The organism is Ensifer sp. ENS11 (assembly GCF_014851895.1).
GTDB classification, from domain to species: Bacteria; Pseudomonadota; Alphaproteobacteria; order Rhizobiales; family Rhizobiaceae; genus Ensifer; species Ensifer canadensis.
Window position 1 is genome coordinate 130,867 of the sequence record NZ_JACVAN010000009.1, and the last position, 26,629, is coordinate 157,495.

Genomic DNA, 26,629 nt, shown 5'->3' on the forward strand with positions numbered 1-26,629 from the left:
TGGCGGTCAACATACTCCGCCACTCGCGTGCACAAGGGCGAAAGAACGGAGCCTGAGGCCAGCAAGGGGCAGTTTATTGGAGCGCTGGTGATCGCGATCAATCACAGCCGGTGCTTGTCAGCTAGAGGCGCGGGGTTCTGGGTGAGAACTCCTCATCGAGATCCTCGAAATGAAAAGGCGGAGCGAGCGTTCCGTGTGCCTCAGTTGTGGCGAGGAGACCGGCACTGGACCGACTGATTGGCACGAACGGTGCCCTCTTGAAATCGCCCGAGTAAAACAGGGAGGCCGCTGCGGCGACGCAGAAGGCAAGGAAAAGATTGATGATGCCGGACATTTCACGTGCCTTGCTTTGATATTGGCGCCCAATCCGCGGCCAGTGTTCCAAGTGCTGCTTGCCCCGACCATTTACCGCCAAACCACATGGCCCGCAGGCAAGTCTCGACGCCTTGACACAGATCGATAACGCACCTGGAACACTGGTATTCGTTGCGCATGTAGACGTAACCTAGATTTCTCAAGCGTTTGTATCTGATGCCAACGAACCCATCTTCCTGCGATCGCGTATACCGGATATGTCTGCCTAGGGGCGTTTCTGTAATCATTTGTATCCGCGCAGGCGGATTGCGGCGGCGCCTCTATCGAGAGCGGTTATCGCAACGGCGCTTTCACGACCGTTTCTATCCTTGCGACACCCTCCAGCGTACGATGGACCGGGCATTTGTCGGCGATTTCAGCGATCTTGCCTCGAAGCTCCTCTGAGACCTCGCCGTCGATTGATATGACGCGTTCGAAGCGATCAATCCTGCCGCCAGTGCTGCGCTCAGATTCCGTGCATTCCACACAATCCCTGGCATGGATCTTCGTGTGGGAGACATCAACGCCGATGCGTCCGAGCGGCAGATTCTTGTATTCGGCGTATTGGCGCAGCGTCATCGACGTGCAGGCGCCGAGCGCAATGGACAGGAAGTCATAGGGTGACGGACCGGAATCGAGCCCGCCCATTGCCTTTGGTTCATCGGCGAAAAGACGATGGCTGCCGGCCTGGGTGGTGTTCTGAAATTTGCCGCCGCCTGTCTCCGTCACCCGCACATGCTCTATCGGCTCCGCGCCTTGCGGCGCATCGGCAGCGAGATAGCGCGTCATCCATCCTGAAATGACACGTCCGGCAAAGGCCGCGTCCTCAAGATTTGTGAGCAGGTGATCTGCCTTGTCCAGCGATATGAAGCTTTTGGGATGTCTGGCTGCGCCGAAGATTTCGGTAGCGTTGTCGATGCCGACGGTTTCGTCCAAGGGGCTATGCAAAATGAGCAGTGGCTTTTTCAGCGACGCGACGGCGCCCTTGATGCGGTGCGCACGCGCATCCTCGACAAATTGCATTTTGACGAGGAACTTGCGTCCGGCGAGATCCACTTCCGCCGAACCGGACGTCTCGATCTCCTTGAGGCTCGCGCCCAAGTTCTTCAACACGTGGCCGACATCGGCCGGTGCGCCAATCGTTGCAACCGCGCGGACTTCAGCAATGTCCTTGGCCGCCGCGAGCACTGCGGCCCCGCCGAGCGAATGACCGACCAGCAACGAGGGTGCCTGGAAGTGATGACGTAGATAGTCGGCCGCCGAGACAAGGTCGGCAACATTCGAGGAGAAATTCGTCGATGCGAATTCGCCTTCACTCGATCCCAACCCCGTGAAGTCGAAACGTAGGACAGCGATACCCTCTCGGGCCAGTTCCGCTGCGATCCGGCGCGCCGACGCCAGGTCCTTGGAACAGGTGAAACAATGGGCAAACAGAGCGTAGGCGCGCAGGGGCCCGCTGGGGAAGTCGAGCCGGGCGGCAAGAGTTGCTCCGGAATGGCCGGCAAATTGAAGCCGTTGCGAACTGAAAGCCATAGGAATGCTCCTTCGCTGCTGGGACGTGCGCAGTCTATATGAGCAGCGACGACCGGCTACCCGGATTCGTTCCGGACCCATTCTGCTCGTGCCCTTCACCTGAGCCAAGCGTTGCGGCAAGCTGCGTTCTCGCGGGTGACAAGCGCGCCAACTTTGCGACTGCAGCCAGGCAACCAACGTGGAGCATCAGACATGGATATCAATCAGGTCGGATACTTCCTCAATCTGGCTGAAACGTTGAACTTCACGGAAGCCGCGCGTCGAAGCGGCGTGTCGCAACCGAGCTTGACGCGCGCAATTCAGCGCCTCGAAGAAGAACTGGGCAGTCCACTGATCTACCGCGATGGCAAGGACAGCCGCCTGACAGCGCTTGGTCGCGACGTCCAGGCTGAATTCATGCGGGTGGAACTCGCTCTTCGAAACGTGCGCGAACATTCAGAAAGCACGGTCCACGGCCGCCGCCGTATTCTCGACATTGCCGTTGCCCCGACGATCGGCCCCGCCAAGTTCACGGCATTCTTTGACAAAGTGCTCAGCCAACTCCCTGCCGTAAACCTCAACATGCATCAGTTGTCGGCCGGCGAGGGTGCGCTGGAGGTGCTGTCGGGCAAGTATCATGCCTGCATCCTTCCGGAAGCGCCGCGTTTCAACCCCAAGCTCAACATCGTGCCGCTGTTTCGTGAGCGATTTCTCCTCGCCTGCGCTGATGGGCACCCACTTGCTGAAAATGACGTCGTCAGCGTCAAGGCCCTCGCCTCGTATCCATATGTCGACCGGCTCGCTTGCGAGTTCCATACCCAGATCACAGAGCACCTGATGAACCACAACGCGGTGATGCAGCCACGTTTCAGTGCCGATCGTGAGGACTGGGTCCAGCAACTGGTGGCGGAAGGCCGCGCGATCTGCATTATGCCCGAGCGTTCGGTCGTGGTTGAGGGGATAGTGACCCGCAGGATCGAAGGCATGTCATTGGAGCGAGAGGTGGTCTTGGCATCCGTTTCCGGTTCTGGCACGCCACTTGAGATGCGCAAGATCGCCCAGATGGCAGCCCGTCACGATTGGGCCTGAGGCGCCGGAACGCCCCATGGCATCGCTATTGAATCTATGCACGCCCTCTATTGGGAAAATCGCCGACCCAGCGCCATATTCTGGCAGCAAGTCCAATAGGAGTAATGGCTGTGAAGTACACGAAGACCGACGACGCGATCGCCAGGCTGACGTCGATTCAGTACCAAGTGACCCAGAAAAATGCGACGGAACGGCCCTTTACCGGGTCGTACAATGACAACAAGGAACCGGGCATCTACGTCGACATCGTTTCAGGCGAACCGCTGTTTGCCTCTGCCGACAAGTTCGAATCCGGTTGCGGCTGGCCGAGTTTTACGAAGCCGATCGTACATGCAAATGTTCGCGAATTGTCTGATGGTACTCATGGCATGATCCGCACCGAAGTGCGCTCAGCTCATGCCGATAGTCACCTCGGCCACGTGTTCACCGACGGTCCCGCAGATCGGGGTGGATTGCGTTATTGCATCAACTCCGCGGCACTGCGGTTCATTCCGCTCGGCGAAATGCAGGCCGAGGGCTATGGTGCCTATCTCAACCAAGTGGAGACTTTCAAATGACCGAGAAAGCTGTTTTGGCCGGTGGCTGCTTCTGGGGCATGCAGGATCTCATCCGAGCGTTGCCCGGCGTCATCAAGACCCGGGTGGGTTATACCGGCGGCGATGTACCGAATGCGACCTATCGCAATCACGGCACCCACGCCGAAGGTATTGAGATCGTGTTCGACCCCGAGACGATCAGTTATCGCCGGATTCTGGAGTATTTCTTCCAGATTCACGACCCAACGACGGTCGACCGGCAGGGCAACGACATCGGCAGTTCGTACCGATCTGCGATCTACGTTCTTGGCGATGAGCAAAGACGAATAGCCAAAGACACCATCGCCGACGTCGACGCGTCGGGACTGTGGCCAGGAAAAGCCGTGACGTCAGTCGAGCCGGTTGGAGATTTCTGGGAAGCGGAACCGGAGCACCAGGACTACCTGGAGCGCTATCCCAACGGCTACACCTGCCATTTTCCGCGCGCGAACTGGGTGCTGCCCAAGCGGGAAGCGGCCGCGTAACCGCCGGTACGTCAGCTTCAAGAGAATGGCATCCCAGCGTTCTGGTGATTTGCCGGAACACTGGGATGCCTCTGTACGCGGATGCGATCGCGAGCACATTGCCCGCGGTCGCTTTTCGGCAACCGTGCGTGGTTGGTAAAGACGCCGGGTCTGGGAACACATATCCGAGGTCTTCGCTCCCTCCCAATAGTTGCAAAATTCCCGGATTTTACCAAAATATTCTAATTAAGATTGCAGGGAGAGGGTGGTAAGGTGCGATCTGCGTCGCTGACCTTCCCATCCGCTATTTGACCGAGTGGCCCATGTCGATTTCAGATGCGATCTACCGTCCGTTCGAAACCTTGATCCGGCCCCTGGATATTCCTTACCGACCGCTGCCGTCCAAGGGGCCCGCAACCGTCCTTCTGCATTTCATATCGATGTTCCGCGGCGTGCTGATCGCGCTCGCGCTTTCGTCCATGGCGATTGAGGCCATCAACCTGACCATCGTCTGGGGGCTTTCTGTCATCGTCGATGGCGTATCGCAGAACGGTGCATCCGCCTTCTTGCACAGCGAATGGCCCCTCCTGGCTTTTCTCGGGCTGCTGATCTTTCCGGCCATGCCAGTCGCCTCGTTTCTATTGAACACGCTCAACTCGCATACGCTCGGCGTCGGCATGCCGGCCGCAATCCAATGGCAGGGTCACAAGGCGGTCGAGCGGCAGGATCTGGCTTTCTTCCACGATCTTTTTGCCGGACAGGTCGCTTCGCGCCTGTCACAAGTATCATCCGCCGTTCAGCAGCAGATCATCGCCGCCTTCCAGTCCATTCCACGTTTCCTGCTGCAGATGGTCGGTTCCGTCGTTTTGCTGAGCGCCCTATCCTGGCAGCTCGCCCTGCCGGTCATCGTCTGGATCGGGCTCAATGTGGCACTCGCCGTCAAGATGGCCCCGATTTTCGTGGAACGCTCGCGCAGCACTGCCAAGCAGCGAAGCTTGGTGTCAGGCGCCATCACCGACCTTTACACCAACATGCAAATGATCAAGCAGTTCGCTGCGGAAGACAGCGAGGCCGGCGCGATCCGTCGCATCATTCACAAAACCATACAGACGCAGCACAGGGAACAGCGCATCTACCGCACGTCTGAACTCATTGTCGTGGCACTGAACATGGCACTTTGGCTGGCGATGCTTTCGATTGGTTTTTCGGGCCTCGTCAACGCCTTTCTCACGGTCGGCGAGTTCGTCGGGGCGGTCTATATCCTCCAAAGGCTGTCCGGGCACACCTTCACCTTCCTGCAGATGGGCCAGCAGATCTTCCAGGCGATCGGGACGATCAAGGATGCGATGCCCGTGATGACGACGCCGCCGACCATAACAGATCGGCCTGACGCGACGGCCCTCGTGGTCAACAGCGGCGAGATCCGTTTCCAAGACGTCTGCTTCGCATACAAGTCCGGCAAGCCCGTCATCGCCAACCTATCGCTGACGATGCGGCCGGGGGAGAAGGTGGGGCTGGTCGGCCTCTCCGGGGCCGGCAAGACCACGCTGGTGAGCCTGCTGCTGCGCTTCTACGACATCAACGAAGGCGCGATCCTGATCGACGGGCAGGACATCCGCGATGTCACACAGACAAGTCTTCGCCGCAACATCGGGGTCATCGCGCAAGACGTCGCGCTACTGCACCGTTCGGTCGGCGACAATATCCGTTACGGCCGACCGGAGGCGACGCAGGAAGAGGTCGAAGAGGCGGCCAAAACGGCAAGGGCCGATGTGTTCATCGCCGATCTTGCTGATGGCGAAGGCCGTAAGGGCTATTGCGCCTTCGTCGGCGACCGCGGCATCAAGCTCTCGGGCGGTCAACGGCAGCGCGTGGCGATCGCCCGCGTTCTGCTGAAGGATGCGCCGATCCTCGTGCTGGACGAAGCGACCTCCGCTCTCGACAGCGAATCTGAGGCTGCCATCCAAGAAAAACTCAACCTGGTGATGGAGGGAAAGACGGTGATTGCCATAGCACATCGCCTTTCGACCATCGCCATCATGGACCGGATAATCGTACTCGATCAGGGGCGCATCGTGGAAGAAGGCAGGCCGGAAGAACTGGTTGAACAGGATGGCCTGTTTGCCCGTCTGTGGAAACGCCAGACCGGCGGCTTCATTCCTGAAGAGATAGGCTAGCCCTGAGACAGGCAGTTGGTGGCGAGATGGGCCATCGGAGCGGTTTCCAACATACCGTCACCTGGAAGCCTGCCGTGTGTTCAATCGTTTTCCGCCGTTGCGTCCATGTTCACGCAAATGCTCCGGCTGAAGGCTGCCGGTAAAGATTTCCGTCTGGAACGCCCATCGTAGCGGACCTTTATCGGCCTGTTGATGCAGCGGTGAAAACCGCTAATTGAGCGTCGAAAGCACGCTGGTAGGCGGGTCGCGCTTCGCCGCGGGTGATATAGGCGGCGAGGTTCGGATATTCGTCCAGTATGCCTGATCCTGCCAATCTGCGCAGCACCGTCACCATAAGAAGGTCACCGGCGCTGAACTCGCCGTCGAGCCAATCGGCATTGCCAAGCCTCCCGGAAAGTTCGCTCAGCCGTTTACGGATGCGGCCCTCGACGGCAGACATCCGCTGCTCGTACCAGGTCTCATCGCCTTCCAGATACCTGGCGATTTCGCGATCCACGATCGGCGGCTCCATCGTGTTGAGCGCGGCAAACATCCATGTGATCGCGCGTGCCCGGGCATTCGCATCGTGTGGCAGCAGGCCCGAACGGCGTTCGGCGATATGGAACACGATGGCCCCGGACTCGAACAGGGCGAGATCGCCTTCTTCATAGGTCGGGATCTGTCCGAAAGGATGAAGCGCTAAATGCGCGGGTTCCTTCATCGTTTTGAACGAAACAAGACGAACGTCGTAAGGTTGGCCCACTTCTTCGAGCGCCCAGCGAACGCGCATGTCACGCGCCATGCCCCTGCCGCGATCGGGCGACTGTTCAAATGCGGTAATGGTGATAGTCATCGCTGTTCTCCATAGCTCGTCTGTCTTGAAGACGATCGACTAAGCGAGATTCCGACACTCCGTGCTCGAGATTGCTCGGGGGTATTACCGCAATTCTGGCCTATGCCCTGCGGGCATCATATCGACGCAGATCAGACTTGGCAGCAATTGCATGGGGCCCCTCGCCACTACGTCGACTACTGAGAAGCCAGGCGATCGCAGAATGCCCCGTGAGCATCTTGCCGGATTCTATAGTCTTGGGAATAATCTCTGCGGAAAGAAGCCTACGGCTTCGGAAGCGCTGTCTGGAGCAAAGTTCCGACCTTACAAATGACGCGGCATCGACTAAAAAATAGGCAGCGGAAAATTTGTTAAGAAAATAGGCAATTCTGTTGCGGAAATTGCTGCGCTGCATCATGATCGCCTCATGACAAACCGCGACCTCACCATTCTCGTCATCGACGAGAACGCCATTCGTGCCTCGATCATCGAGGAAGGATTGCATGAGGCCGGGCATCGCAAGGTGACTGTCATTCATGAGGTTCAGGGTGTCGCGCGCGTCATAGACAGTCTCAGGCCGGATGTCATCGTCATCGACATCGAAAACCCCAATCGCGATATGATGGAGCATCTGTTCCAGCTGACGCGCACGGTCGGGCGGCCGATCGCGATGTTCGTGGATCGCTCCGACACCGCTTCGATCGAGGCAGCGGTGGAGGCAGGCGTGTCCGCCTATATCGTCGACGGTCTCAAAAAGGAGCGCGTCAAGCCGATCCTGGACATGGCCGTCAGTCGTTTCAACGCCTTCAGCCGATTGCAACGGGAACTGGCCGATGCCAGGTCCGCGCTCGAGGAGCGCAAGGTCATCGAGCGCGCCAAGGGCATCCTGATGAAGATCCGTGGTCTCTCGGAAGAGGAAGCCTTTGCCCTGCTGCGGCAGACGGCGATGAACGAAAAAAAGAAGATGTCTGAAATCGCGCAAAGCGTGGTGACGGCCGCCGGCCTGCTGATGTGATGGCGGGCGCGGCGCATCTGCTTGGTCGCAAGGAGTGAATGGAGTGAACAGCATGGCCAATTTCGGCGATATCGGCAGCGGCCTCACCTCGTCCGGTCACGGTTTGCCGGCGCCGCAAAAGATGCGCAGCGAGGGCGCCCGCACGCTTCGTGCCGGCTTCATCCCGCTCGTCGATGCCTCGGTCCTGATCGCCGCCTCCGAGTTCGGTTTTGCGCGCAGGGAAGGTCTTGTGCTGGACCTGGTCAAGGATGTGTCCTGGGCAAATGTCCGCGACCGTTTGGCTTTCCGCCAGTTCGATATTGCCCACATGCTTTCTCCCATGCCGGTTGCTGCCGTGCTTGGGCTCGGCTCCAATCCTTCGCCGACGATCACGCCCTTCTCGCTCGGGCGCGGCGGCAATGCCATCACGCTGTCCAATCGGCTCTTTGCCCGCATGGTGGAGGAGGGGGGGCTTGAAGGCGCCGAGGACGCGCTTGCCAATGCCCAAGCGCTCGCCGCCGTACTTGGGCGCATGAAAGCGAATGGCGATGCGCCGTCGACCTTGGGCGTCACCTATCCGTTCTCCTCGCACAATTACGAATTCCGGTACTGGTTGGCTGCCGGCGGCGTTGATCCGGATCGTGACGTCAAGCTTGTGGTCGTGCCGCCGCCGATGGCATCCGACGCGCTCGAAGCCGGCGCGATCGACGGTTTCTGCGTCGGCGCGCCCTGGAACATGGTCGCATCCGAGCGCGGTGTCGGACGTATTGTCGCCGCCAAGCAGGATATCTGGCCGTCGGCGCCCGAAAAGGTCATCGGCATGCGCCCCGAGTGGGCCGAAGCCAATCCAGAAACCGTTTCGCGGTTGATCGTGGCGCTGGATGCTGCCGCGCGCTGGTGCGACGATCCGCAAAATCGCGATGCCTTGTCCGAAGTGCTCGCTGACCAGCGCTATGTCGGCGCTCCGGTTGAAATCATCCGCCGCGTGCTTTCCGGTGAGTTCACCATCGACGCTCAAGGACAGCGTCGGGTCATCGACGACTATTTCGTCTTCCACCGCAACTTCGCCAACTATCCCCGCCCGGGCCACGCACTGTGGATCTACAGCCAGATGGCGCGCTGGGGACAGGCCGATCTAAGCCGGGAAGCGATGACGGCGGCAGCTTCGGCCTATCGCTCGGACCTTTATCGACTTGCGCTCGGGGCCGACGCGGCACCTGCGGATGCCGATATCAGGATCGAGGGCGCATCCGCTGAGGATCGCTTCATGGACGGGCATGTTTTCGATCCTGCGGCGATTGAGGCCTATGTCGAGGCGTTTCCTGTGCGCGCAGAGGGCAGCGTGGCCGCATCTGGCGCTGACAACTGATGGTTCGGCCGCTGCTTGTTTGGGCAGAGCGGCCGAGCCGGTTGTGTGCAGCGCACAATAATTCAGCAGATTCTATAATAGCTGTTTTGCTGGGCAATTACGCTCGTTCGTATTTTTATCATTCGATATCAAGCTATTAGTTCCTAGTTTGTCGAACTGGCACGGCTCTTGCTTTTAAGAAATTGCTTCGGTCAACGGCGATTGAAGCGAGTTCAAACGCCAGATCGCGTTTGCCAGAGACACTGACGTCGCACGGTTTTTGTTTCCCGAGGAATCCTCCTGATCCCGGACGCAATCTCCAAGCGGCGTTTTTTTATGTCCGGTTTTGCCCGGCAGCAGCAGAGGAACCTGCGCATGATCAAGTTTTCGACTGGCGGACTGACCCGCCGCGGCCTGCTGAAAACCACAGCGACGGCCGCTCTACTCGGTGCCGTCAAGACGGCCTTCCCGACCGGCGCCTTTGCACAGTCGGCCGGTCCCGAGACTACCAAGGCGGTTCTCGGTTTCATTGCTCTGACAGACTCCGCGCCGCTGATCGTCGCCAAGGAAAAGGGCTTGTTCGACAAATACGGCATGACCGAAGTCGACGTGGTCAAGCAGGCCTCCTGGGGCACCACACGCGACAACCTCGTGCTCGGTTCGGCCGGCGCCGGTATTGATGGCGCCCATATCCTGACGCCGATGCCTTACCTGATCTCGACCGGCAAGGTGACGCAGAACAACCAGCCTCTGCCGATGGCGATCCTCGCGCGCCTCAATCTCGACGCGCAGGCAATCTCGGTCGGTGGCGCCTATGCCGATCTCAAGGTCGGCCTCGATGCATCGGCGCTGAAGCAAGCCTTTGCCAAGAAGAAGGCTGAAGGCGCTGCCGCCAAGGTGGCGATGACCTTCCCCGGCGGCACGCATGACCTGTGGCTGCGCTATTGGCTTGCCGCTGGCGGTATCGATCCGGACTCCGATGTCGAGACCATCGTCGTGCCGCCGCCGCAGATGGTCGCCAACATGAAGGTCGGCACCATGGACTGTTTCTGCGTCGGCGAGCCCTGGAACGAGCAGCTCGTCAACCAGAAGATCGGCTACACCGCCGTCAACACCGCCGAAATCTGGAACGAGCATCCGGAAAAATCCTTCGCCATGCGGGCTGACTGGGTGGAGAAGAACCCGCGCGCCGCAAGGGCGCTCACCATGGCCATCCAGGAAGCCGCGCAATGGTGCGACGACATGGCCAACAAGGAAGAACTGGCGAAGATCGTCGGCAAGCGCAGCTGGTTCAACGTGCCGCCGAAGGACATCGTCGACCGGCTGAAGGGCGAATACGACTACGGCAACGGCAAGGTCGTCGAGGCGAGCCCGCACTTCATGAAGTTCTGGCGCGACCACGCCTCCTATCCCTTCCAGAGCCATGACAGCTGGTTCCTGACGGAGAACATCCGCTGGGGCAAGTTTGCTCCCGACACCGACATCAAGGCGCTCGTTGCCAAGGTCAACCGCGAGGATATCTGGCGCGATGCGGCAAAGGAGCTCGGCGTCTCCGACATCCCGACCTCGACCTCACGCGGCATCGAGAAATTCTTCGACGGCAAGGTGTTCGATCCCGCAGACCCGCAGGCTTACCTGAAGAGCCTGAGCATTTCGCGCGTCGCCTGAGCCTTTTTGGCGGCGGGCTCGCCCGCCGCCGCTCGACTTGAACCTTTAGGAGAACGGTATGTCCGTCACCAATCTCAAGCTTCCGCAGGAGGCTGCTCAGCGGCCCGTGGCCCGGGTCATCGCCTTTACCCGTGCGACGAAGCCCGGCGGCAGCCGCCGGTTGCCGGCAGCACTCGCCACAGCCTTGACCAACCTCGTCCCGCTGGTGGTGACCCTGAGCTTTATCCTCGTCGCCTGGCAGGTGATCTGTTCTGCGCCCGACTCGAGCCTGCCGGCGCCGACACGTGTTCTGGAGGAAAGCTGGGAGCTGATCGCGCATCCGTTCTATGTCGGACAGGGCGTCGATCAAGGCCTGTTCTGGCATATTTCGGCCAGCCTTCAGCGCGTTGCGATCGGTTATGCGCTCGCCGCTGTCGTCGGTATCGCGCTCGGCGCACTCGTCGGCCAGAGCGCCCTTGCCATGCGCGGGCTCGATCCGATCTTCCAGGTGCTGCGCACCGTGCCGCCGCTCGCCTGGCTGCCGCTGTCGCTCGCCGCCTTCCAGGACGGCACCCCCTCGGCGATCTTCGTGATCTTCATCACCGCGATCTGGCCGATCATCATCAACACCGCCGTCGGCATCCGCAACATTCCGCAGGACTACCAGAACGTCGCCAAGGTGCTGCGGCTCAATGCCTTCGAGTATTTCGCCAAGATCATGCTGCCGGCCGCCGCCCCTTACATCTTCACCGGCCTTCGCATCGGCATCGGCTTGTCCTGGCTTGCGATCGTTGCCGCCGAGATGCTGATCGGCGGCGTCGGCATCGGTTTCTTCATCTGGGATGCGTGGAACTCGTCGCTGATCAGCGACATCATCGTTGCGCTCATCTACGTCGGCATCGTCGGCTTCCTCCTCGATCGTCTCATCGCCCTCATCGGTCGCGTCGTCACCCGCGGCACGGCAACTGCGTGAGAAAGGCAAAGACCATGACCAAGAGCTATCTCTCGCTTGAGCTTATCGACAAGAGCTTCGAACGCGGCGGTGTCAGGACGGACGTTCTGAAGCAGGTTTCGCTTTCCGTCGACAAGGGCGAATTCATCTCGATCATCGGCCATTCCGGCTGCGGAAAGTCGACGCTGCTCAATATCGTCGCCGGCCTGACGCAGGCGACCACCGGCGTCGTGCTCCTCGATGGCCGCGTTGCCGACGAGCCGGGACCGGACCGCGCCGTCGTCTTCCAGAACCATTCCCTGCTGCCCTGGTTGACGGTTTACGAAAACGTCCGCCTCGGCGTCGACAAGGTCTTCCGCGCGACCAAGGGCAAGGCCGAACGTCACGAATGGACCATGCGCAATCTCGAGCTGGTGCAGATGGCGCATGCCGCCGACAAGCGTCCGTCTGAGGTTTCCGGCGGCATGAAGCAGCGCGTCGGCATCGCCCGGGCGCTGGCCATGGAACCGAAGGTTCTTCTGCTCGACGAGCCGTTCGGCGCGCTCGATGCCCTGACCCGCGCCCATCTGCAGGACCAGGTGATGCAGATCCACGCCGAGCTCGGCAATACGGTGCTGATGATCACCCATGATGTCGACGAGGCGGTGCTGCTTTCCGACCGCATCGTCATGATGACCAATGGACCTTCGGCGCGCATCGGTGAAATCCTCGATGTGCCGCTTGCCCGCCCGCGCCGGCGCATCGAACTGGCGGCCGACCGAACCTACCTCAAATGCCGCGAAGCGGTGCTCAAGTTCCTCTACGAGCGCCACCGTTTCGTCGAAGCTGCGGAGTGATTTCCCATGGCTCATCAAACGCCCGAAAAACTCGTCATCATCGGCAATGGCATGGCGCCCGGACGCATGCTGGAGCACCTGTTCGAACAGGCGCCGGGGCAATATCAGGTCACGATCTTCAACGCCGAACCGCGCGTCAACTACGACCGCATCATGCTTTCGCCGGTCCTTTCCGGCGAAAAAGACTACGAGCAGATCATCATCCACGGCGATGGTTGGTACATCAAGCACGGGATCACGCTCTACAAAGGCCACAAGGTCGTGGCGATCGACCGCGCGAAGAAGACTGTGACCTCTGATCACGGTGTGACCGAAAGCTACGACAAGCTTGTCATTGCGACAGGCTCAGTGCCCTTCATTATCCCGGTTCCCGGCAAAGATCTGCCCGGTGTTATTACCTACCGCGACCTCGATGACGTGCAGGCAATGTTGCTTGCCGCGCAGTCGCGCGAAAAGGCTGTCGTCATTGGCGGTGGCCTGCTCGGGCTTGAAGCGGCCGCCGGACTTGCCTCGCGCGGTATGGATGTGACCGTACTGCACGTGATGCCAACTCTGATGGAGCGCCAACTCGATCCGGCGGCTGGTTATCTCTTGCAGAAAGCCGTCGAGGAGCGCGGCATCAAGGTCATCTGCAGGGCCAATACCAAGGCAATCATCGGCGATGGCAAGGTCGAGGGAATCGAGCTCGACAACGGCACGATCATTCCCGCGACACTCGTCGTCATGGCTGTCGGCATCCGGCCGAACGCGGGCATCGCCAAGGAAGCCGGCCTAGCGGTCAATCGCGGCATCGTCGTCGACGACGGCATGCAGACCTCCGATGGCGATATCCTGGCGCTTGGCGAATGCGCCGAGGTCGGCGGCATGGTCTACGGCCTCGTCGCACCACTCTACGAAATGGCGCGCATCGCCGCATCGCATCTGGCGGGCGATCGCTCGCCCGCCTTCGTGCATTCCGACACGCCGACGAAGCTCAAAGTCACCGGCATCAACCTGTTCTCCCTCGGAGACTTTGCCGAAGGCGACGATCGCGAGGAGATCGTGCTGCGCGATGCAGCCGGCGGCGTCTACAAGCGGCTGGTGCTGAAGGACAACCGCATCATCGGCACAGTGCTTTATGGCGAAACCGCCGATGGCGCCTGGTTCAACGATCTGAAGAAGAAAGCCACCGATATCTCGGAAATGCGCGAAACGCTCATTTTCGGCCAGGCCTATCAGGGAGGGTCCCCGCTGGACCCTATGGCGGCCGTTGCAGCCTTGCCGGATGATGCAGAAATCTGCGGCTGCAACGGCGTGTGCAAGGGCAAGATCGTGGCGACGATCCAGGGCAAGGGACTGACGTCGCTCGACGATGTCAGGGCGCATACGAAGGCGTCCGCTTCCTGCGGTTCGTGCACTGGGCTCGTTGAGCAGGTGATGTCGCTGACGCTTGGCGAAACCTACAATCCCGCCGCCGTCCAGCCGATGTGCACCTGCACCGAGCTTGGCCACGACGATGTCCGCCGCCTGATCAAGGCCAAGGGCCTGAAGACCATTCCCGCCGTGATGCAGGAACTGGAGTGGAAGACATCCTGCGGCTGCGCCAAATGCCGCCCGGCGCTCAACTACTACCTCGTCTGCGACTGGCCGGACGAATATGCCGACGACTACCAGTCGCGCTTCATCAACGAGCGTGTGCACGCCAATATCCAGAAGGACGGCACCTACTCCGTCGTTCCGCGCATGTGGGGCGGCGTCACGAATTCCGGGGAATTGCGCGCGATTGCCGACGTCGTCGACAAGTTCGAGATCCCGATGGTCAAGGTCACCGGTGGTCAGCGTATCGACCTGCTCGGCATCGAGAAGGAAGACCTGCCGGCCGTCTGGGCCGATCTCGGCAAGGCCGGCTTCGTGTCGGGCCAGGCTTATGCCAAGGGCCTGCGCACGGTGAAGACCTGCGTTGGTTCCGACTGGTGCCGCTTCGGCACCCAGGATTCCACCGGCCTCGGCATCCGCATCGAAAAATTCATGTGGGGGTCCTGGACGCCGGCCAAGCTGAAATTGGCCGTCTCCGGCTGTCCGAGAAACTGCGCAGAAGCCACCTGCAAGGATATCGGTGTCATCTGCGTCGACAGCGGCTTCGAGATCCACTTCGCCGGTGCAGCCGGGCTCGACATCAAGGGCACCGAGGTTCTTGGTCTGGTGAGGACCGCGGACGACGCCCTCGAACATATCGTGGCGCTGACGCAGATGTATCGCGAGCAGGCCCGTTATCTCGAGCGCATCTACAAGTGGGCCAAGCGCATCGGTCTTGAAGAAATCCGCCGGCAGATCATGGACGATGCCGAACGGCGCAAGGCGCTCTTCGACCGCTTCGTCTTCAGCCAGAAATTCGCCCAGGTCGACCCATGGTCGGAGCGTGTCTCCGGCAAGGACAAGCACGAGTTCCGGCCGATGGCGACGGTCGGATTTTCAGAAGCAGCGGAGTGAGGGGATGGACATGAACTGGATCTCAATCGGTGACATCTCCGACATCCCGCTTCGCGGCGCACGCTGCGTGCGCACGCCCGAGGGCAAGATCGCCGTCTTCCGCACCGCCGAAAACGAGGTCTTTGCGATCGAAGACCATTGCCCGCACAAGGGCGGGCCGCTGTCGCAGGGCATTGTCCACGGGACGGCCGTCACTTGCCCGCTGCACAACTGGGTGATCTCGCTCGAAACCGGCAAGGCGCTGGGTGCAGACGAGGGGGGCGTGCGCACCATCCCAGTGCGCAACGATGGCGGTGCGCTGTTTATCGCACTCGAAAGCCTGATGATCGCGGCGGAGTAGTCATGGCAACCGAAGTCAAAACCACGTGTCCCTATTGCGGTGTCGGCTGCGGCGTGGTCGCGACGGTTGGCGATGACGGCGGCATCGGTGTGAAAGGCGACCCGGATCATCCGGCCAGCTTCGGCCGGCTTTGCTCCAAGGGGGCAGCGCTTGGCGAGACGCTCGATCTCGACGGGCGGCTGCTCTATCCCGAGATCGGTGGACAGGCCGCGGAGTGGGATGAGGCGCTCGACCTCGTCGCCGATCGCTTTTCGCAGGCGATTGCCGAGCACGGGCCAGATTCTGTCGCCTTCTATGTCTCCGGTCAGTTGCTGACCGAGGACTACTATGTCGCCAACAAACTGATGAAGGGGTTCATCGGTTCGGGGAATATCGACACCAACTCGCGCCTTTGCATGTCTTCATCGGTGGCCGGTCATCGCCGCGCCTTCGGATCGGACACCGTTCCAGGTTGCTACGAGGATCTGGAGCTTGCCGATCTCGTGGTGCTGACGGGCTCCAACCTCGCCTGGTGCCATCCGGTACTCTACCAGCGCCTCGTTGCTGCCAAGGCTGCACGGCCGCAAATGCAGGTCGTCGTCATCGACCCGCGCCGCACCATGACGGCCGATATCGCCGACATGCATCTGGCGATCCGGCCGGATGGCGACGTCGCGCTCTTCAATGGTCTATTTGCGCACCTGGCCTCCAGCCCGGCTTTTGATCAGGGCTACATTTCGGCGCACACCAGCGGATTCGCCGAGGCCTTCGCCGCAGCAAGCGCCTTCGATCAAGCCACACTGGCGCGACTAACTGGGCTCGCCGAACAGGAACTAGCCGCCTTCTTCCAACTTTTCGAGAGCAGCGAAAAGGTTGTCACCTGCTACAGCCAGGGGGTCAACCAATCGGTCTCCGGCACCGACAAGGTCAATGCCATCATCAACTGTCACCTGGCGACCGGCCGCATCGGCCGACCCGGCATGGGACCGTTCTCCCTGACGGGCCAACCCAACGCCATGGGCGGCCGCGAGGTCGGCGGTCTTGCCAATATGCTGGCCGCCCATATGGACATCGAGAAGGCGGGAGACCGCGATCAGGTCAGACGTTTCTGGGGCGCGCCGGCCATCGCCGCAAGACCGGGCCTCAAGGCCGTCGACATGTTTCGCGCTGTCGCCGACGGGCGCATCAAGGCGATCTGGATCATGGCGACCAATCCGGTCGTGTCGATGCCGGATGCCGATGCGATCGAGGCGGCGCTCAGGGCCTGTCCCTTCGTCGTGGTCTCCGATGTCATCAGGCAAACAGATACGACCCGTCATGCGCATGTGCTGTTACCTTCGCTTGGTTGGGGCGAGAAGGATGGCACCGTTACGAACTCCGAGCGCCGCATCTCCCGCCAGCGCAGTTTCCTGACGGCTCCTGGTGAAGCCCGGGCGGACTGGTGGCAACTTGCCGAAGTCGGCAGCCTCATGGGTTTTGCCGGCGCCTTTGCCTACGCATCGGCATCCGAAATCTTTGCCGAACATGCCGGTCTTTCCGGTTTCGAGAACGATGGCCGGCGCGATTTCGATGTCGGCGCCTATGCCGAAATCGATGGTGCCGGCTATGATGCACTCATGCCGTTCCAATGGCCGCAGCCGCGGGGCACGGCAAGTACTGCGACGCGCTTCTTCGCCGAAGGCGGATTCTACCATCCGGATGGTCGCGCGCGCTTCATCGCGACCACAAGCCAGGTCGCCGATCGCGTCAGCGATGCCTTCCCATTCGCCCTCAATACGGGGCGCGTTCGCGACCATTGGCACACGATGACCCGGACGGGAAAGAGCGCGCGGCTCTCCGCCCATATCGGCGAACCCTTCGTCGAGATCCACCCCCGCGATGCGATGGAGCTTGATCTTTCTCCGGCTGATCTCGTGGTGCTGGAAAGCCCTTTTGGTGCGGTGGTCGTCCGAGCACTGATCACCGACCGCCAGGCGCGCGGCAATCTCTTCGTGCCGATGCATTGGAACGACCAGTTCGCGGCTAAGGCGCGCATCGATGCCTTGGTGCCGCCGATCACCGATCCTGTTTCGGGCCAGCCCGCCTCCAAGAACGTTGCCGTTTCCGCCCGCCGTTTCTCAGCCTCCACCTATGGATTTGCAGTCAGTGCCGCAAGGCCGGAAGGGCTTGATTGCGCCTATTGGGCGCTGGCCAAGGCAAGGGGCGGGTGGCGGCTCGAACTGGCGTCGCAGACCGAGCCTGATGATTGGGTCGCGTGGTGCCGACGCATCTTCGATATCCCGGCGGATATCGAACCAATCGGCTATGCCGACGGGCCGTCCGGCCATCGCCGGCTTGCCTTCTTCGATGGCGCCAAGCTGTTGCTGGCGCTTTATCTCGCGCCAGAACCCGTCGCCGTTGCCCGCAGCTGGGCGGTGGAGCAGCTCGGCGCCTCGCATGCCGATCTGCGACTTCGCTTTGCGCTCGTGGCCGGCCGACCGGGTGCGGATAAGCCCGATCCGGGAGCAACCGTCTGCTCCTGTTTCAATGTCGGGATCAACCAGATCGTTGCTGCCGTCCGTGGCGGCTGCCGCTCGGTCGAAGCTATCGGCCAGACGCTGAATGCCGGAACCAATTGCGGCTCGTGCCGCGCCGAGATCAGGGGGATCGTCGATGGATGCCTTGCTGCTGCCGCGGAATGAAAGGCGCCTGCGCGCGGACCCGCCGCGCATGATGCCTTTAGCGAAGCTGCCCGTGTTCTTTGCGCTCGAAGGCCGCCGTGTCGTTGTGGCCGGCGGCTCCGACGCCTGCGCCTGGAAGGCGGAACTGTTGGCGGCCTGCGGTGCCGAGGTGCATGTCTATGCACCGCCTGAGGAAATCGGAGAGGCCTGCGCCCGCCTGTTCGAGGCCGGTTCCTCTCACCCAGGCGGCAGGTTCACTCATCACCGCGAGGCCTGGACAAAGGAAGCGATCGCTGGCGCGGCGCTTGCGATTGCCGACTGCGAGGGCGATGAGGACGCGCGGTCCTTCTTCGAGGCGGCCAATGCGGCTGGCGTGCCGGTCAACATCATCGACAAACCGGCCTATTGCCAGTTTCAGTTCGGCTCCATCGTCAATCGCTCGCCGGTCATTGTCGCAATATCGACTGACGGCGCCGCGCCCATTCTTGCCCAGGCGATCCGCCGGCGCATCGAGACCTTGCTGCCGCCGGTCCTGAAGGATTGGGCGTCGCTGGCACAGGCGATCCGCGACAAGGTCAATGCGCGCCTCAAGCCCGGCGCGGCACGCCGCGCCTTTTGGGAGCGTTTTGTCGATCGTGCCTTTCAGGAGACACCGGAGGAGGGTGTCGAGATGCGGCTGGTGGCGGAGGTGGATCGCCTTGCGGCGAACCGGACCGACACCGGCCGCGTCACGCTCGTCGGTGCCGGGCCGGGTGACGCGGAGCACCTGACGCTGAAGGCGGTGCGGGCTTTGCAAGCAGCCGATGTCATCCTTTTCGACGATCTTGTTTCCGATGAGGTGCTGGAGCTTGCCCGGCGCGAAGCCAAGCGTCTGCTTGTCGGCAAACGTGGTGGGCGCACGAACTGCAGCCACGAAGACCTCAACGACATGATGGTATCCTGGGCACGTGCCGGCAAACGGGTTGTCCGGCTGCAATCCGGTGACCCGGCGATTGTCGGCCGTGGCCGCGAGGAGATCGCCCGGTTGGAAGAAAGGGGCATTGCGGTCGATGTCGTCCCGGGCATCGCGGCGGCGAGCGCCATGGCGGCACGCCTGTGCGTCCCGGTTGGAGACCGGGATCATAGCGATCCCATCTTCCGTTGGGCGTGACGACGCAGACCGCCTTGATTGACAACGATCGCAAGGCGACAGTTGAGGGACGCATCTTAGATGCGCATTTCGCGCTGTGGTTCTATAGGCAGCAAACCGCCAGTAGCGTCGTCACTTCCTCTGGGACCGGCCGCTGCAGCATCTCTGTCATTCGCCCTGGGCGAAGCGCCACCATGAACTCTGATCAAGGCGCCGCTGCGGGATCCGCGACGAAAGCAGGGCCGATCGGCAGCGCACGTTTATGTCCGCTCCCCCGATACGCAGCAAGAATTCGCTCGGCGGCCGACTTGCTTATGGTCTTTCCTTCGAGGAAGTCATCGATCGCGTCATAGCCAATTCCATAGACCTCTTCATCGGGCTTCAGCGGGGCGTCTGTCTCCAGATCGGCTGTGGGGACCTTGGAGACGAGATCGGACGGTGCGCCCATGTAAGTGGCGATGGCGCGTACCCGTCTCTTGTTCAGCCCACTGAGAGGGACGACATCTGCGGCGCCGTCTCCGTGCTTGGTGAAGAAGCCCATCAGGGCCTCGGCGGCATGGTCCGTTCCAATCACCAGCCCGTTTGCGGCACCGGCGATCGCGTACTGGTAGATCATCCGCTGACGCGCCTTCACATTGCCGAGGTGGAAGTCGTCGCGAGCCGTGCCAAAAAGATCGCCAGCGGATTTTCGAACCTCAGTGAACAAAGCGTCGGCAGCCGGTTTGACATTTGCTTCCAGGCCAAGATCGGGGTTGATCACCGCCAGACATTCGCGAGCGGCCGCTTCGTCAGCCTGTGTCCCATAGGGCAGCCGAACGGCGATGAACTGCGCGAGATAGCCGTCCTCGCGCAACGCCCGGACGGCGGCCTGTGCAAGCAAGCCGGCAGTCAGGGAATCGACCCCACCGCTTATACCCAATACATAGGCCCGGGCATTTGCCTGTCGCAAATAGCCGGCCAAAAAAGCAATCCGCTCTCTTGCTTCCCTCTCTGCATCGAACGCGCCTGGCACGCCGAGTGCCCGAATGATCTCGAATTGCTCATCCACTGACCAATTTCCGGTCAAATCTGCCTCCCATTCGACGCGGACGCGTCAAGCGCTGTCATCGCCTGTTCGTCTTGTGTGGCGGTCTTCCCAATGTTGCTCGGCGCCCGGCACTGGGGCAAGCCAGGGCTCACGTCTCTTCACCCACAATTCATAGGTCGGAACCAGTTTGGTCGGTGCATCGTTCAAGGTGCCAAGCTGGACCTCGGCTTCATCTTCGTCATAGGCAAACATGTGGGAGCTGCAGCGTGTGCAGAAACGCTGTCCGTTATGGGCAAGCGTCGTCTCCCCGCTAGCGGCGAAATCGTCTCTGGCCCAAATGGCGTAGAATGTGAATGCCGATCCGCTCTCCCGACGGCAATTGGCGCAGTGACAGATACCAACTCGGATGGGTTCGCCTTTCACCTCGTATTTGACCTGCCCGCAGAGGCAGCTACCTGATCTCTTCGTCATGGTTGTGGCTCCGTTTCCCTCCACAGGCGGGGGCTGGTTCGATCATCAATGACTCACCGGGATCCAGATTGCCATTGCTGGGCCTCGAAAATGAAGGGAGCCAAAGCCGGTAGTATTTGCCAAGCCCAATGCATCCAAATGGAGGGTCAAACGTTGACGCCTTGAAATCATCGGAGCGTCTGATGTTGCCGAAACGCATCACAACGGATCCTGCGGCGGCAATAGCCGTAGTTGCGGTAGCGATGGTCGCCGTCAGTTTCCTTTTATCCCGGCAGACAGCGATACGCGCGCGAGGAGTATCGATGTCCAATGACCAGCATTCGATTGTGGAGGATGAGCACGGACGCTATGCATCGGTGCCGGAACAATTGCCAGCGCGAGGTTTGCGCGATGTGTTTTGGCGAGTCGTGCATGAGGTTGCTGAAGATCGGGTGGCTTTCGTTGCGGCCGGAGTGACCTTCTACTTGCTGCTCGCCTTGTTTCCAGCGCTTGCTGCTCTCGTATCGCTCTATGGGTTGATGGCAGATCCGGCCGTTATTTCCGACCATCTCCGCGACCTGGCAGGCATGCTTCCACCCGGAACGTTCGAAGTTTTCTCGGAGCAACTCCATGCCCTTGTCGAGCGGCGAGACACCACCCTCGGGATAGCGTTCCTCGTTGGGCTCATGATCGCTGTCTGGAGCACGCACAACGGCACTTTGGCTGTGTTTGACGCAATGAATGTGGCCTATGAGGAAAACGAGAAGCGTCGCTTCGTCAAATTGAACCTGATAGCGCTTGCGTTTACGTTCTGCGCAATACTCGCCGCAGTCTTCCTGATAGGCGTAATGGCGCTACTGCCTGCGATCCTGCAACTTGTCTGGCTCGAGCCATGGAAGGAAACGCTGGCGTTGCTTGTTCGCTGGCCCATCCTCATGCTCGTATCGTTGCTGGCGATGACCGCCGTATACCGCTTCGGGCCCAGCCGGCAGCCCGCCAGGCTTAGGTGGCTGACCTGGGGCGCGCTCTTCTCCACCTTGGCCTGGGTAGTCATGACCCTGTGCTTTTCCTGGTACCTCGACAAGTTCGCCGACTACAATGCAACCTACGGCGCTTTAGGCGGTCTCGTTGGGTTTATGATGTGGATCTGGTTATCGGTATGCATTCTGATCGTCGGGGCCGAACTCAATGCCGAACTCGAGCACCAGACATCTCGAGACACTACGACTGGCGCTCCACTGCCGATGGGAGCGCGTGGAGCGTACATGGCCGACAACATTGGCAGGATCGTCAACTAGTAAGCGCCAGATCAATGCGGCGCCGTGCAATCTGTCGGTTCGCCTACAAGCCGGCGGCGGGCGGTGTCTAAATCGCGCGGATACTTATTGTTGAGGACGAAATACTCGTTGCCACGCTCATTGAAGATACGGTCAGCGATCTTGGCCATCAGATCATTGGGCCGGCGATGCGGTAGAAGTCGCCTTGGCTGCCGCGGACAATGAAGACTTCGATTTCGCCATCCTGGACATCAACCTGGCCGGCAAACAATCATCCCCCGTGGCATACCGCCTGACGGAGCGCGGGATACCCTTCATGTTTGCCAGCGGATACCCGCGTTACCGGCCTGGTCGAGCCTTGCCTCGATGCACCGACGGTTCTGCATTTAGGCGCACGTTCTCGTCTGAAGCATGCATTGTTTGTGGCGAGCAAAACTGGCTGCCGCCTCCTGCACGCCGGTGCTCACAATGCGAAACCCGAAATTTATCCTCGTCAAATCTAAGAGGGCTTGGCGAGCGATCGTGATCGTGTTCAGATTGTTGCGCGTGGGGATCTCCGGGGTGGCGAGCGGATGATTCTGCGCTGTCGTGGCAAGTGATGGTCGTTTTGACCTGGCACATAGCCATAAGAGGGCAAGATAATGGTCCCGTTACCGCATGCCGACCAATCCGCCCATTCATCGGCCGGTACCCTGCGCCCGGACATGATCGCGGGCCTGACGGCGGCTGCCGTGGTGCTGCCGAAGGCCATGGCCTATGCGACCGTTGCCGGCCTTCCTGTCAGCGTCGGGCTCTACACCGCCTTTGTACCGATGATCGTCTATGCCCTGCTCGGCACCTCGCGCGTGCTCAGCGTCAGTTCGACGACCACGCTCGCGATCCTGACCGCGAGCCAGCTTGCGCTCGTCGTACCGGATGGGAACCCTGAACGATTGCTCACAGCGACCGCAACGCTGACGGCGCTCACGGGACTGCTTTTGATCGCGGCTTCGGCGCTTCGTTTGGGTTTCGTGGCAAATTTCATTTCGTCGCCGGTGCTCACGGGTTTCAAGGCCGGGATCGGCCTCGTCATCGTGTTGGACCAGGTGCCAAAACTGTTCGGGCTGCATTTTACCAAGGAGGGGTTCTTCCGGGATATTCTGAGCCTCGTCCACCATTTGCCCGAGACGTCGCTCGTTACATTCGCAGTCGGTGCCACGGCGCTGGTGCTCCTGCTGGTCATGGAAGGCCGTTGGCCGCATTCTCCGGCTCCGCTCGCTATAGTCGCGGCCGGGATAGCGATCTCGTGGTTGGCGGGCCTTGGACCGGCAGGCGTCGCCACAGTCGGGCACATTCCGCAGGCTCTGCCTTCATTGGTACTGCCGAATATCGACCTGGTCCTGCAGCTCATCCCTGGGGCGTGCGGCATCGCATTGATGAGCTTCACCGAGACGATTGCTGCCGGGCGAGCCTTCTCGGTCGCGGGGGAGCCTCCGATCCAGCCAAACCGCGAACTGATGGCGACGGGCGCTGCCAATCTGGCCGGCGGGCTGTTCGGCGCGATGCCGGCAGGCGGCGGCACATCGCAGACGGCGGTGGTGCGCGCCGTCGGTGGGCGCACACAAAAGGCCTCGCTGGTCACGGCAGCGGCGGCAGCGGCGACGATGCTCGTTCTTGCACCGTTGCTCGGCCTCTTGCCGCAGGCCGTGCTCGCGGCCATCGTCATCGTCTACTCCGTCGGTCTCATCAAACCCACCGAGTTCGTCTCGATACGCAAGGTTCGCCGGATGGAGTTTCGCTGGGCACTCGCCGCCTTCCTCGGCGTGCTCTTGTTCGGCACGCTCCAGGGCATTCTGGTCGCTATCACTCTGTCGCTCGTCGGTCTCTCGGGCCAGGCGGCAAACCCGCGCGTCCATGTCGTAGGCCGCAAACGCGGCGCAGACGTCTTGCGGCCGCTTTCGGCCGAGCATCCAGACGACGAAACCTTCGAGGGAATGCTGATCGTGCGCCCGGAGGGGAGGCTCTTCTTCGTGAACGCCCAGCAGGTCGGCGACCGTATTCGTACGCTGGCCAATGAACAAAAGCCGCGCGTTCTGATGCTGGACCTTAGTCGCGTTTTCGACATCGAATACTCGGCACTCCAGATGATCATTGATGGCGAGCGAAGCCTTGCGCGCGGGGGCATCGAACTCTGGCTCGCAGGCCTCAACCCGGATGTGCTCGCCTATATCAGGGCATCGGGGTTTGCCGACCAGCTTGGCCCTGACCGCATGTTCTTCAATACCCGCTCTGGTATCCGCCACCACCAGGACAGCCTCACGGTCGCGCCGTCACAGCCCGGTGCGGCAACGACCTGACGTGTCGGCGCACCGGGATCCGGCTTTCGCGCTTCACTGTGTTTGTTTTCGGCCGCTCCTCCTGGAGCATAGTTCCAAGGCGTGGATGCGCCTTCCGACCAAACTCGGGAAGTAATGACGCATCAATCAGTTCAAGGGCCAGAAAAGAACCAAAACACTGTGTGTTCCTTGGTTTGGCGCCGTATTTGAAAGTTTCGGATATCATACTATTTTTATTCTGAATAACGCCTTGAAACGAGTGTGTAAGGGTGTATTCTCGCAGAAATAGCGATGAGGATTTAGTCAGATTTGGTTCCCGATTTCCGAGTAACAGGGGAAGCTCTATGATTGACTGGTTTGTAAATACGCTTCGCACTTATCCCGAAATTGCAATATTTCTCTCTTTGGCGCTTGGATACTACTTCGGTTCGTTCACCTACAAGGGCCTGGGCCTTGGTGCAGTGACCGCCACGCTCGTTGCTGCCGTCATCATCGGGCAGATCGGGATCACCATATCGCCACCGCTCAAGGCTACGTTCTTTCTGATGTTCCTGTTCGCGATCGGCTACGGTGTCGGGCCGCAATTCGTGCGCGGCATTGCCAAGGATGGCATCCCGCAGGCATTGTTCGCCGTGGTTGTGTGCGTCTTTTGCCTCGGGGCGCCCTTTATTGCCGCCAAGATAGCCGGTTATGATGTCGGTTCCGCGCTGGGGCTCTATGCCGGTTCGCAGACAATCTCCGCGTCGATGGGTTTGGGAACGGACGCAATCAATCGTCTTGGTCTGGCACCGGAAGAAGCCAAGCGGCTGCTGGACGCGATGCCGGTCGCCTATGCCGTCACCTATATTTTCGGCACGGTGGGGTCGGCTATTGTGCTGGCCCTGATCGGCCCCGCGCTGCTGGGTATCGATCTGGAGGCGGAATGCAAGCGCTACGAGGCGGAACAGGGCGGCAAGAAGGAAGTTGGCGGGGCGGGAACCGCTTGGCATCACTACGAGTTGCGCGCCTATCGCGTTCGGGAGGGAGGGCCGGTCGTCGGCAAGACGGCACGTGAAGCCGAATCCTTGATCCCCGAGCAGCGGGTTTTCATCGAGCGTATCCGCCGAGGATCGAAGATCGAGGATGCAACGGCGGACACGGTCATCCAGGCGGGCGATGTCGTTGCCGTGGCAGGCCGACGCGAAGTGCTGGTGAGCCTGATCGGTCATGCTGCAGAAGAAGTCGACGATCGCGAGTTGCTGGCCGTTCCTGTGGAAGGTGTCGATGTCCTTGTCACGACCAAAGAAGCGAACGGGAAGACGCTGGCCGAATTGGCGCAATGGCCGTCATCGCGTGGCGTGTTCCTGCGCCGGATCGCGCGTGGTGCCACGGCGACGGAAATTCCGATCCTTCCGAACACCCAGATCCATCGCGGGGACATTCTGACGATCGTCGGACGGACGCAAGATACTGCCGCGGCCGCCAAGGCACTCGGGGTGGCCGACCGTCCGAGCGACGTTGCCGACGTCGCGTTCATCGGCGCTGCGATTACAATCGGCGCTTTGATCGGCGCACTCGTCTATAAGGTCGGCGATGTGCCATTTACGCTGTCCACATCAGGGGGGGCGTTGATCTCCGGGCTCTTCTTCGGTTGGCTGCGCTCCGTGCGGCCGAAGTTCGGACGCATACCGACATCGACGGTCTGGTTCATGAATTCAGTCGGCCTCAATGTCTTCATCGCCGTGGTCGGCATATCGTCAGGGCCAGGCTTTGTTGCAGGCCTGCAGCAGCTTGGTTTCAGCCTGTTCCTTTGGGGCATTTTCGCAACGACCGTGCCGTTGGTACTGGCAATGTATGTCGGGAAATATGTGTTCCGGTTCCACCCCGCCATTCTCTTGGGGTGCTGCTCCGGCGCGCGCACGACGACTGCCTCCCTCGGCATGATCAACGATCGCGCCAAGAGCCAGATCCCCGGGCTCGGCTATACCGTTACCTATGCCGTCGGCAACACCCTGCTGACGATCTGGGGCATGGTGCTTGTGATGATGATGACCTAGAGCTTTTCGAGGAACAGTGCGAAGCGGTCTTCTGTCAGGAAATGCGTAAAGACAAAGAGATAGTGCGTTTGCGACTCCGTTTAAATCGGAAACGCTCTAGCGACCTGTTTCGGACCGTAAGGGATCGTCTTTCGAAGTGCATAAGTCTCATTTTGCGACCGGAATTGTAGCTGCCACTGAGTGAGAGC

20 protein-coding genes and 1 pseudogene are annotated in these 26,629 nt (G+C 60.7%); 16 read left to right on the top strand and 5 right to left on the bottom strand.

The genetic code is table 11. The features are described from left to right. Nucleotides 1-121: 121 nt before the first annotated feature. The gene (locus IB264_RS18925) at nucleotides 122-334 is read right to left on the bottom strand and encodes a hypothetical protein (RefSeq protein ID WP_025430185.1); all 213 of its coding nucleotides are present in this window, start codon (nucleotides 332-334) and stop codon (nucleotides 122-124) included. A gap of 314 nt (nucleotides 335-648) precedes the next feature. Further along, nucleotides 649-1,887, bottom strand: coding sequence for a bifunctional alpha/beta hydrolase/OsmC family protein (locus tag IB264_RS18930; RefSeq protein WP_084813991.1), 1,239 nt, complete (start codon nucleotides 1,885-1,887; stop codon nucleotides 649-651). 192 nt (nucleotides 1,888-2,079) lie between these two features. Between IB264_RS18930 and IB264_RS18935 the strand changes: the two genes are divergently transcribed. From IB264_RS18935 to IB264_RS18950, 4 genes are all read left to right on the top strand, one after another. Next, nucleotides 2,080-2,955: a LysR family transcriptional regulator gene (locus tag IB264_RS18935; protein WP_084813990.1), complete on the top strand. Its 876-nt coding sequence runs from the start codon at nucleotides 2,080-2,082 to the stop codon at nucleotides 2,953-2,955. 110 nt (nucleotides 2,956-3,065) lie between these two features. Further along, on the top strand, nucleotides 3,066-3,512 hold the full coding sequence (msrB, locus tag IB264_RS18940; RefSeq protein ID WP_025430182.1) for a peptide-methionine (R)-S-oxide reductase MsrB: 447 nt from the start codon (nucleotides 3,066-3,068) through the stop codon (nucleotides 3,510-3,512). Then, on the top strand, nucleotides 3,509-4,015 hold the full coding sequence (gene msrA / locus IB264_RS18945; protein ID WP_025430181.1) for a peptide-methionine (S)-S-oxide reductase MsrA: 507 nt from the start codon (nucleotides 3,509-3,511) through the stop codon (nucleotides 4,013-4,015). The genes msrB and msrA overlap by 4 nt, the downstream gene beginning before the upstream one ends. Before the next feature lie 302 nt (nucleotides 4,016-4,317). Next, entirely contained in the window at nucleotides 4,318-6,171 is a 1,854-nt protein-coding gene (locus IB264_RS18950) for an ABC transporter ATP-binding protein (RefSeq protein WP_025430180.1), read from the top strand. Nucleotides 6,172-6,349: 178 nt separating this feature from the next. On the opposite strand, the gene IB264_RS18955 is transcribed toward IB264_RS18950, so the two are convergent. Further along, entirely contained in the window at nucleotides 6,350-7,003 is a 654-nt protein-coding gene (locus IB264_RS18955) for a glutathione S-transferase family protein (protein WP_025430179.1), read from the bottom strand. A 406-nt stretch (nucleotides 7,004-7,409) separates the two neighbouring features. On the opposite strand from IB264_RS18955, the gene IB264_RS18960 reads away from it, so the two are divergent. The 9 genes and pseudogenes from IB264_RS18960 to cysG form a co-directional block, all read left to right on the top strand. Further along, nucleotides 7,410-7,997, top strand: a complete 588-nt coding sequence (locus IB264_RS18960) for an ANTAR domain-containing response regulator (RefSeq protein WP_025430178.1) — start codon at nucleotides 7,410-7,412, stop codon at nucleotides 7,995-7,997. A 121-nt stretch (nucleotides 7,998-8,118) separates the two neighbouring features. Continuing rightward, entirely contained in the window at nucleotides 8,119-9,345 is a 1,227-nt protein-coding gene (locus tag IB264_RS18965) for a CmpA/NrtA family ABC transporter substrate-binding protein (RefSeq protein WP_375154974.1), read from the top strand. A gap of 354 nt (nucleotides 9,346-9,699) precedes the next feature. Further along, nucleotides 9,700-10,992, top strand: coding sequence for a CmpA/NrtA family ABC transporter substrate-binding protein (locus IB264_RS18970; RefSeq protein ID WP_025430176.1), 1,293 nt, complete (start codon nucleotides 9,700-9,702; stop codon nucleotides 10,990-10,992). 58 nt (nucleotides 10,993-11,050) lie between these two features. Beyond that, complete coding sequence (ntrB, locus tag IB264_RS18975; protein WP_025430175.1) at nucleotides 11,051-11,944, top strand: nitrate ABC transporter permease; 894 nt, start codon at nucleotides 11,051-11,053, stop codon at nucleotides 11,942-11,944. Between the two features lie 14 nt (nucleotides 11,945-11,958). Beyond that, the gene (locus tag IB264_RS18980) at nucleotides 11,959-12,759 is read left to right on the top strand and encodes an ABC transporter ATP-binding protein (protein WP_025430174.1); all 801 of its coding nucleotides are present in this window, start codon (nucleotides 11,959-11,961) and stop codon (nucleotides 12,757-12,759) included. Nucleotides 12,760-12,765: 6 nt separating this feature from the next. Then, a complete protein-coding gene (gene nirB / locus IB264_RS18985) occupies nucleotides 12,766-15,228 on the top strand; it encodes a nitrite reductase large subunit NirB (RefSeq protein ID WP_025430173.1) in 2,463 nt (820 codons plus the stop codon). A gap of 4 nt (nucleotides 15,229-15,232) precedes the next feature. Further along, the gene (nirD, locus tag IB264_RS18990; protein ID WP_025430172.1) at nucleotides 15,233-15,568 is read left to right on the top strand and encodes a nitrite reductase small subunit NirD; all 336 of its coding nucleotides are present in this window, start codon (nucleotides 15,233-15,235) and stop codon (nucleotides 15,566-15,568) included. Between the two features lie 2 nt (nucleotides 15,569-15,570). Further along, the gene (locus IB264_RS18995; protein ID WP_025430171.1) at nucleotides 15,571-18,228 is read left to right on the top strand and encodes a nitrate reductase; all 2,658 of its coding nucleotides are present in this window, start codon (nucleotides 15,571-15,573) and stop codon (nucleotides 18,226-18,228) included. Continuing rightward, nucleotides 18,200-19,342 (top strand): annotated as a pseudogene (gene cysG, locus IB264_RS19000) (siroheme synthase CysG); the annotation flags it as partial. The gene IB264_RS18995 and the pseudogene cysG, both read left to right, overlap by 29 nt. A gap of 199 nt (nucleotides 19,343-19,541) precedes the next feature. Here the strand turns inward: cysG and nadE are convergent. Next, a complete protein-coding gene (nadE, locus tag IB264_RS19005) occupies nucleotides 19,542-20,384 on the bottom strand; it encodes an ammonia-dependent NAD(+) synthetase (protein WP_309141655.1) in 843 nt (280 codons plus the stop codon). Nucleotides 20,385-20,429: 45 nt separating this feature from the next. Then, complete coding sequence (locus IB264_RS19010; RefSeq protein WP_025430168.1) at nucleotides 20,430-20,834, bottom strand: GFA family protein; 405 nt, start codon at nucleotides 20,832-20,834, stop codon at nucleotides 20,430-20,432. Between the two features lie 182 nt (nucleotides 20,835-21,016). Between IB264_RS19010 and IB264_RS19015 the strand changes: the two genes are divergently transcribed. From IB264_RS19015 to aspT, 3 genes are all read left to right on the top strand, one after another. Then, nucleotides 21,017-22,111, top strand: a complete 1,095-nt coding sequence (locus tag IB264_RS19015; protein ID WP_025430167.1) for a YihY/virulence factor BrkB family protein — start codon at nucleotides 21,017-21,019, stop codon at nucleotides 22,109-22,111. Between the two features lie 620 nt (nucleotides 22,112-22,731). Further along, nucleotides 22,732-24,426 carry a SulP family inorganic anion transporter gene (locus tag IB264_RS19020; protein WP_025430166.1) on the top strand — a complete coding sequence of 565 codons (1,695 nt, stop codon included), beginning with the start codon at nucleotides 22,732-22,734 and terminating at the stop codon, nucleotides 24,424-24,426. A 323-nt stretch (nucleotides 24,427-24,749) separates the two neighbouring features. After that, the gene (aspT, locus tag IB264_RS19025; RefSeq protein ID WP_025430165.1) at nucleotides 24,750-26,441 is read left to right on the top strand and encodes an aspartate-alanine antiporter; all 1,692 of its coding nucleotides are present in this window, start codon (nucleotides 24,750-24,752) and stop codon (nucleotides 26,439-26,441) included. Nucleotides 26,442-26,629 lie beyond the last annotated feature (188 nt).